General features: G+C 72.6%; 9 protein-coding genes. 6 read left to right on the top strand and 3 right to left on the bottom strand.

What is annotated here, in order from left to right; genetic code table 11:
• On the bottom strand, positions 1-962 hold a 962-nt coding region (locus CA983_RS38040; RefSeq protein WP_244207272.1), incomplete at its 3' end, for a sensor histidine kinase.
• A gap of 350 nt (positions 963-1,312) precedes the next feature.
• Between CA983_RS38040 and CA983_RS38035 the strand changes: the two genes are divergently transcribed.
• The 5 genes from CA983_RS38035 (at position 1,313) to cseC (ending at position 5,925) form a co-directional block, all read left to right on the top strand.
• Positions 1,313-2,248 carry an HhH-GPD family protein gene (locus tag CA983_RS38035; protein ID WP_086605280.1) on the top strand — a complete coding sequence of 312 codons (936 nt, stop codon included), beginning with the start codon at positions 1,313-1,315 and terminating at the stop codon, positions 2,246-2,248.
• Between the two features lie 288 nt (positions 2,249-2,536).
• A complete protein-coding gene (locus tag CA983_RS38030) occupies positions 2,537-3,076 on the top strand; it encodes a SigE family RNA polymerase sigma factor (RefSeq protein ID WP_059423502.1) in 540 nt (179 codons plus the stop codon).
• Positions 3,064-3,720 carry a hypothetical protein gene (locus CA983_RS38025; RefSeq protein WP_167407537.1) on the top strand — a complete coding sequence of 219 codons (657 nt, stop codon included), beginning with the start codon at positions 3,064-3,066 and terminating at the stop codon, positions 3,718-3,720. The genes CA983_RS38030 and CA983_RS38025 overlap by 13 nt, the downstream gene beginning before the upstream one ends.
• A gap of 138 nt (positions 3,721-3,858) precedes the next feature.
• Positions 3,859-4,560 (top strand): two-component system response regulator CseB, encoded by a 702-nt coding sequence (gene cseB / locus CA983_RS38020; protein WP_086605277.1) that lies wholly within the window; start codon positions 3,859-3,861, stop codon positions 4,558-4,560.
• 9 nt (positions 4,561-4,569) lie between these two features.
• Positions 4,570-5,925 (top strand): two-component system sensor histidine kinase CseC, encoded by a 1,356-nt coding sequence (cseC, locus tag CA983_RS38015; RefSeq protein ID WP_086605276.1) that lies wholly within the window; start codon positions 4,570-4,572, stop codon positions 5,923-5,925.
• 15 nt (positions 5,926-5,940) lie between these two features.
• Here cseC and CA983_RS38010 read toward each other — a convergent pair whose 3' ends face one another.
• Positions 5,941-6,387 (bottom strand): VOC family protein, encoded by a 447-nt coding sequence (locus CA983_RS38010; RefSeq protein WP_086605275.1) that lies wholly within the window; start codon positions 6,385-6,387, stop codon positions 5,941-5,943.
• A complete protein-coding gene (locus CA983_RS38005; RefSeq protein WP_244207273.1) occupies positions 6,384-6,917 on the bottom strand; it encodes a helix-turn-helix transcriptional regulator in 534 nt (177 codons plus the stop codon). The genes CA983_RS38010 and CA983_RS38005 overlap by 4 nt, the downstream gene beginning before the upstream one ends.
• A 124-nt stretch (positions 6,918-7,041) precedes the next feature.
• Here CA983_RS38005 and CA983_RS38000 point away from each other — a divergent pair.
• Positions 7,042-7,427, top strand: a 386-nt coding sequence (locus tag CA983_RS38000) for a helix-turn-helix domain-containing protein (RefSeq protein ID WP_143645682.1), incomplete at its 3' end; no start/stop codon positions are given.

The following is a 7,427-nucleotide window of genomic DNA, read 5'->3' as shown; positions in this document are numbered from 1 at the left end:
CCCGCGGACCGCGCCGTCACCGTCACCGTCACGGCAGCGCCCGGTGCGTGCCGTGCCGCGTTGGTCAGTGCCTCCCGGACCACGCGGTGCAGCAGCCGTTCGGCGACCCCGCCGGGCTCGGCGACCGGGCCCTGCCCGGCGGGCTCCCAGCGCACCGGCAGGCCGGATTCCGCGGCGCGGGCGACGAGTTGCTCCAGGGTCTCGCCCGCCGGCGCCAGCGGCACGGGCTCGTCGTCGTCCTCGCGCAGGACGCCGATGATGCGGTGCAGCCGGTCCGTGGCGTCGGCGGCGGCCGCGCGCAGGTCGGCCGCCGCGGTCCGGTGCTCGCCGACGAGTCCGGGGGCGACCTGGAGGGCTCCCGCGCGCAGGGCGATGAGGCTGAGCTCGTGGCCGAGGGAGTCGTGCATGTCCTGGGCGATCCGGGCCCGTTCGCGCAGCCGGGCGCGTTCCTCGGCGAAGCGGGCCTCGTCCTCCAGCCGGGCGGCGCGCAGCCAGCCCGCCTCGGCCAGCTCGCGGCTCTGCCGCCAGTAGCGACCGCCGAGCCAGGGGAAGACGCAGCCGAAGAGCAGCGTGCCCGTCATGACGAGCCACCCGGGGGCCGGGTCTACGCCGACGAGCACGATCCGGGCGGTACCCGCGCAGCCGACGGCCGCGAAGCACAGCGCCGCGGGGCGTGCCCGGCCCGCCCGCAGCCCGAGCAGCAGCGCGAACACGCCGAGGGCCGGGCCGTAGGAGACGGTGAACAGGGCCGTCGAGGCGGCGAGGCTCAGGGCGGCGGCCAGCGCGAAGGCCACGAGCGGCAGCCGCCGGGACAGGGCGGCCGCGACCGCCAGCACCGCCACACCGGCCAGCTGCTGCCAGAGGGGACGCGGCTCGTTCAGCCCGAGCCGGTCCGCCGTGAGCGCCGGCAGGGCGAGGGCCGCCCAGAGCAGGGCGCAGCCGCCTGGTGCCCCGACAGGCAACGTTCGCCCCGTCGCGACGCCCGGCACGCTCCCCCAAGCTCTGCGAGCAGGGGGGACCCCCACTCGCCGCACCGGCCGAAAGCCCAAGTACATCCAGTACGAGGGCTTCCGGTCGGCACTCCCCCAAGCTCTGCGAGCAGGGGGACCCCCAGAGCACGCACCGGACGCCGCTCCTTGACGGGCAAACGTTGCCTGCCGGGGCACTGGCCGAGTGGGACGAGGACGTTCCATTCGCCCGACGCTATAGGCGGACAGCGGGGTGGCACTGCTGCCGATCGTCAGGTACGCCTGTCCCTCTTGGGTGGTGGTGTGCCCGGATCGCGGCCACCGCGTGGCAGGATCGAATGGCCATGACTGCTCCCACGAAGCCCCCGCACTCCAGCCCCAGCGACCCCGCGTCCGGCCCGCCCTCCGGCGAGAGCCTGCACTCCCCCGTCATCGACTGGTTCGACGAGAACGCCCGTGACCTGCCGTGGCGGCGTCCCGAGGCCGGTGCGTGGGGGGTGATGGTCAGTGAGTTCATGCTCCAGCAGACGCCGGTGAACCGCGTCCTGCCCGTGTACGAGCAGTGGCTGGCCCGCTGGCCGCGCCCCGCCGACCTGGCCAGGGAGGCGCCGGGCGAGGCGGTCCGTGCCTGGGGCCGGCTCGGCTACCCGCGCCGCGCCCTGAGGCTGCACGGCGCGGCCGTCGCGATAACGGAACGGCACGGGGGTGACGTACCGGCCGACCACGCCCAGCTGCTGGCGCTGCCCGGCATCGGCGAGTACACGGCCGCCGCCGTCGCCTCCTTCGCCTACGGGCAGCGGCATGCGGTGCTGGACACCAATGTGCGCCGGGTCTTCGCCCGCGCGGTCACCGGCGTGCAGTACCCGCCGAACGCCACCACCGCCGCCGAGCGCAAGCTCGCCCGCGCGCTGCTGCCCGAGGACGAGCCGACCGCCGCCCGCTGGGCCGCCGCCTCCATGGAGCTGGGCGCGCTGGTGTGCACGGCCAAGAGCGAGTCGTGCCACCGCTGCCCGATCGCGGCGCAGTGCGCGTGGCGGCTGGCGGGCAAGCCGGAGCACGACGGGCCGCCGCGCCGTGGCCAGACGTACGCGGGCACCGACCGGCAGGTGCGCGGGCGGCTGCTCGCCGTACTGCGGGAGGCCCACCGTCCGGTTCCGCAGTCGGTCCTTGACCGGGTGTGGCACGAGCCCGTACAGCGGGCCCGCGCCCTGGACGGCCTCGTCGCCGACGGTCTGGTGGAGCCGCTGGCCGGCGGGCTGTACCGGCTGCCGCTGACCTGACGTACGGACAGCCAGGTCACAGACGCGGGTCGTCGCCCGTCACAGTGATCTGGGTTGACAAATCACCCTGAATCCACCCCAACACGCCCACCGCTGTGCCCCCTTCCCCCGTCCGTTACACAACCGACGGACAGCCGAGTGCTAGCCGAAGGCTGCTTCGGACAGTGCCGTGACAACGCCTCCGTACCTTCAGTTCCGTTCCCGGAAGACACGGGACGACCAAGGAACACAGGCAGTGCACGGGCGGCGGGAAGCCGGCCGTAACGGGGAAGCGGAAGGCGGTTCACCATGGCGCAGGGCGAGGTGCTCGAGTTCGAGGAGTACGTCCGCACTCGGCAGGACGCGCTGCTGCGCAGTGCCCGCCGACTGGTCCCGGACCCGACGGACGCGCAGGACCTGCTCCAGACCGCGCTGGTACGGACGTACGGCCGCTGGGAGACCATAGAGGACAAGCGGCTGGCGGACGCCTACCTGCGCCGGGTGATGATCAACACGCGGACGGAGTGGTGGCGGGCCCGCAAGCTGGAGGAGGTGCCGACCGAGCAGCTCCCGGACGCGTCGGTCGACGACTCCACCGAGCAGCACGCGGACCGCGCGCTGCTGATGGACATCATGAAGGTGCTCGCCCCCAAGCAGCGCAGTGTCGTCGTGCTGCGACACTGGGAGCAGATGTCCACAGAGGAGACGGCCGCCGCCCTCGGCATGTCGGCCGGAACGGTCAAAAGCACGCTGCACCGGGCGCTCGCCCGGCTCCGCGAGGAGCTGGAGTCCCGCGATCTGGACGCACGCGCGCTGGAGCGTGAGGAGCGGGAGCGGTGCGCGGCCTGACCGGCGAAGGGTCTGCACGGGCCCGGGGCGGCATCCAGGCGGTGAGTACGGCGTCGGCCGTGCTCGCCGCTCTCGCCCTTTTGGTGTCCGGGTGCGGCGCGGGCGGCACCGGCGCCCGTGACGAGGGCCCGGCGCACTCCGACTCGGTGGCGGGCGCCGCCGCCGCCACACCGTCCGCCGCGCCGTCGAAGACGCCCGACGCGGTCGACGCCGTCCGGCTCGTCAAGGACGACCCGAAGGTCTCCCCCGAGGTGAAGCGCGAGCTGAAGCCGTGCGTCGCCGACGAGTACCCCGTCGACGTGTCCTACGGCAACATGACCGGCGGTTCCGCCGACGACGTCGTCGTCAACGTGCTGACGTGCGGTGACGCGGTGGGTGTCGGCAGTTACGTGTACCGCGAGCAGGACGGCTCGTACCAGAATGTGTTCAAGGCCGAGGAACCCCCGGTCTACGCGGAGATCGACCGCGGCGACCTGGTGGTGACCAAGCAGGTGTACGAGAAGGGCGACCCGGTGTCGAGTCCCTCCGGGGAGAGCGTGATCACGTACCGCTGGGTCTCCGGCCGGTTCGACGAGGAGTACCGCACGCACAACGACTACGGGAAGGTCGTCGGCGACACCCCCACGCCGGAGCCCGCGAGCTGACACCGGCGCGAGGGCGCGTGAACCGATCGGGCCGCTCGGACCGATCCTCAGGTGAACGCATCACACGGACCGTGCGTCCACCAGAGAGAACGCGACAGAACGCACCCCAGGAACCACACGAGGACTGAGAGCACCGGGATGGCAGACCAGACCCACGTCCTGTTCGTCGAGGACGACGACGTCATCCGTGAGGCCACGCAGCTCGCCCTGGAACGGGACGGCTTCGTGGTCACCGCCATGCCCGACGGCCTGTCGGGCCTGGAGGCGTTCCGGGCGGACCGCCCCGACATCGCGCTGCTGGACGTCATGGTTCCCGGCCTCGACGGGGTCAGCCTGTGCCGCCGTATCCGGGACGAGTCGACCGTGCCGGTCATCATGCTGTCGGCGCGGGCCGACTCCATCGACGTCGTGCTGGGTCTGGAGGCGGGGGCCGACGACTATGTGACCAAGCCGTTCGACGGTGCCGTCCTGGTCGCCCGGATCCGTGCGGTGCTGCGCCGGTTCGGGCACGCGGGCGGCGGCCGGGCCGAGGAGCCGGCCTCGCCGCCGAACGGCGGGGTGCTGACCTTCGGGGACCTGGAGGTCGACACCGAGGGCATGGAGGTGCGCCGGGCGGGGCAGCCGGTGGCGCTGACGCCGACCGAGATGCGGCTGTTGCTGGAGTTCTCCACGGCGCCGGGCACGGTGCTCTCCCGCGACAAGCTGCTGGAGCGGGTGTGGGACTACGGCTGGGGCGGGGACACCCGTGTCGTCGACGTGCACGTGCAGCGGCTGCGGCAGAAGATCGGCCAGGACCGGATCGAGACGGTCCGCGGCTTCGGCTACAAGTTGAAGGCCTGAGCAGGGGTGATGAGGGGGCATTTTCGGCGCCTGGTCGCCACGGGCTTGGAGCGCGCGGGAATCCGCACGGGCCTCAGATGGAAGCTGAGCGCGGCCATCGCGCTGGTCGGGGCGCTGGTGGCGGTCGCGCTGAGCCTGGTGGTGCACAACGCCGCCCGGGTGTCGATGCTGGACAACGCGCGCGACCTCGCCGACGAGCGCATCATGATCGCCCAGCGCAACTTCGAGCTGTCCGGGCGGATGAACTTCCCCAACACCAAGATCGACGACCCGAACCTGCCGGCGGCGCTGCGGGACCGGGTCGAGGCGGGCCAGCGGGCGACGTACGTGGCGGACCGGCCCGGTGACGTGCCCGACATATGGGCCGCCGTGCCGCTGAAGAACGGGCATGTGATGTCCCTGCACTCGGGCTTCACCGACCGCAGCTCGGACATCCTCCAGGACCTCGACCAGGCCCTGATCATCGGCTCCATCGCGGTCGTCCTCGGCGGCAGCGCGCTCGGCGTGCTCATCGGCGGGCATCTCTCGCGGCGGCTGCGCAAGGCGGCCGTCGCGGCCAGCCAGCTGGCGGGCGGCGAGACGGACGTGCGCGTGCGGGACGCCATGGGCGGGGTCGTCCGGGACGAGACCGACGACCTGGCGAGCGCGGTGGACGCCATGGCGGACACGCTGCGGCAGCGGATCGAGGCCGAGCGGCGGGTCACCGCCGACATCGCGCACGAGCTGCGCACGCCGGTGACCGGGCTGCTGACCGCCGCCGAACTGCTGCCGCCGGGGCGCCCGACCGAGCTGGTGCTGGACCGGGCGAAGGCGATGCGCACGCTCGTGGAGGACGTGCTGGAGGTGGCCCGGCTGGACGGGGCCTCGGAGCGGGCGGAGCTGCAGGACATCATGCTGGGCGAGTTCGTCGCCCGGCGGGTGGCGGTCAAGGACCCGGACGCCGAGGTGCGGATCGTGCACGAGTCGGCGGTCACCACCGACCCCAGGCGCCTGGAGCGGGTGCTGTTCAACCTGCTCGCCAACGCGGCCCGGCACGGCAAGCCGCCCATCGAGGTCACCGTCGAGGGCCGGGTCATCCGGGTCCGCGACCACGGGCCGGGCTTCCCCGAGGACCTGCTCGCCGAGGGGCCGAGCCGCTTCCGCACCGGCAGCAAGGACCGGGCCGGGCACGGCCATGGCCTCGGTCTGACCATCGCGGCCGGGCAGGCCCGGGTGATGGGCGCCCGGCTGACCTTCCGGAACGTGCGCACGCCCGGGACACCGGAGCATCTGCCCGCCGAGGGCGCGGTCGCCGTGCTGTGGCTGCCGGAGCACGCGCCGACGAACACGGGGAGCTATCCGATGCTGCCGGGGTCGGGGACGTAGCCCCTCAGGGTGTGGTCAGCAGGTCCAGTCCTGGTCCAGGTCGAGTCCGCCCTCCCGGGGCTGCGTGAACGAGAACCAGTTGCCGGAGTCGTCGCGGAACAGCGCCTCCGTGCCGTACGGGCGCTCCTGCGGCTCCTGGAGGAACTCCACGCCCCGGTCCTTGAGCTTCTTGTAGTCGCCGTGGATGTCGTCGGTGGTCAGCACGCCCGCGCCGAGGGCGCCCTTCGTCACCAGCTTCCGGAGCATCTCGGCGGACTCGGGGTCCATCGCGGGCCCGCCGGGCACCATCAGCGTGAGCTCGACGTCGGGCTGGTGGGGCGAGCCGACGGTGAGCCAGCGCATGCCGCCCTCGCCCATGGTCATGTCCGTACGGACCTCCAGGCCCAGTTTCTCCGTGTAGAACTCCTTGGCCCGGTCCTGGTCGAGGACCCAGACGGTCGAGATGGCGAGACCCTTGATCATGGCGTGCTCCTGCTGGTCGGGGGCCGGTTCGTGCCTGCCCTGCCACCGTAGGCAGCGGGGGTGTCAGCCCGCTTCTCCGGAATTGCGCTGCTTGCCGGAGCCGGAGCCGGAGGCGAGCCAGAGCCGGGCCCGGTGCTTGCGCCGGGCGCCGATCGGAAGCCGCCGGCCCAGAGCATGGCGTAGCAGCCCGGTATGAGGGCGGCTCCGCGCCCCACGTGCTTCGTCCGGTACTCGCTCGGCGTCAGGCCGGTCCAGGCCTTGAAACGGGCCGAGAACGTGCCGACGCTGCTGAAGCCGACCAGGTGGCAGATCTCCGTCACCGACAGGTTCGCCGTGCGCAGCAGGTCCTCGGCGCGGTCCATGCGGCGGTGCGTGAGGTACTGCCCGGGGGTCTCGCCGTACGCCTCCTTGAAGGCGCGGATGAAGTGGTACCGCGAGTACCCGGCGTGCGCGGCCACGGCGCCCAGGTCCAGCTCCGGATCGGCCCAGTCCCGGTCCATGGCGTCCTTGGCCAGGCGCACCTGCCGCATCTTGTCCATGGATCCGATGGTGGCACGGGGCTCTGACAGTGGGGTGTGCGGCCGCATGGGGAAGGCCCCCGGGGTTCTCCTTAGGTTCTAGCGATCGTCGCAACACCCCAGCTCAAAGGGTGCGATGTTCGAGATCCGCAGGACACGGACGGTGGCTCAGGGCCGCAGGAAGCTGACCCGTGAGCGGGAGGAATACTTCCGGCTCGTGCAGCAAGGCGTGAGTTACACGGAGGCGGCCAGGGCCGTCGGCATCAACCTCCGCACGGGAAAGCGATGGCGTAACGGCCGGAACCCCTCCGGCCGGCAGAAGGCGGCACCACCGGCCAGACCGGTGGTGCCGCCTTCTGGTGCGTCCCGGTACCTGCGTGAAGCCGACCGGATCTACATCGCCGACCGGCTCCTGGAGAAGGCGACGGTCCGCGCGATCGCCGCCGAACTGAGCCGCAGTCCCTCCACCGTCAGCCGGGAGATCCGCCGCAACCGGCACCCCGTCAACGGCCGGTACCGTCC

The sequence above is a fragment of the Streptomyces swartbergensis genome (genome assembly GCF_002148965.1).
Taxonomy (GTDB): domain Bacteria; phylum Actinomycetota; class Actinomycetes; order Streptomycetales; family Streptomycetaceae; genus Streptomyces; species Streptomyces swartbergensis.
This window is presented reverse-complemented; position numbering and strand designations above follow the sequence as displayed.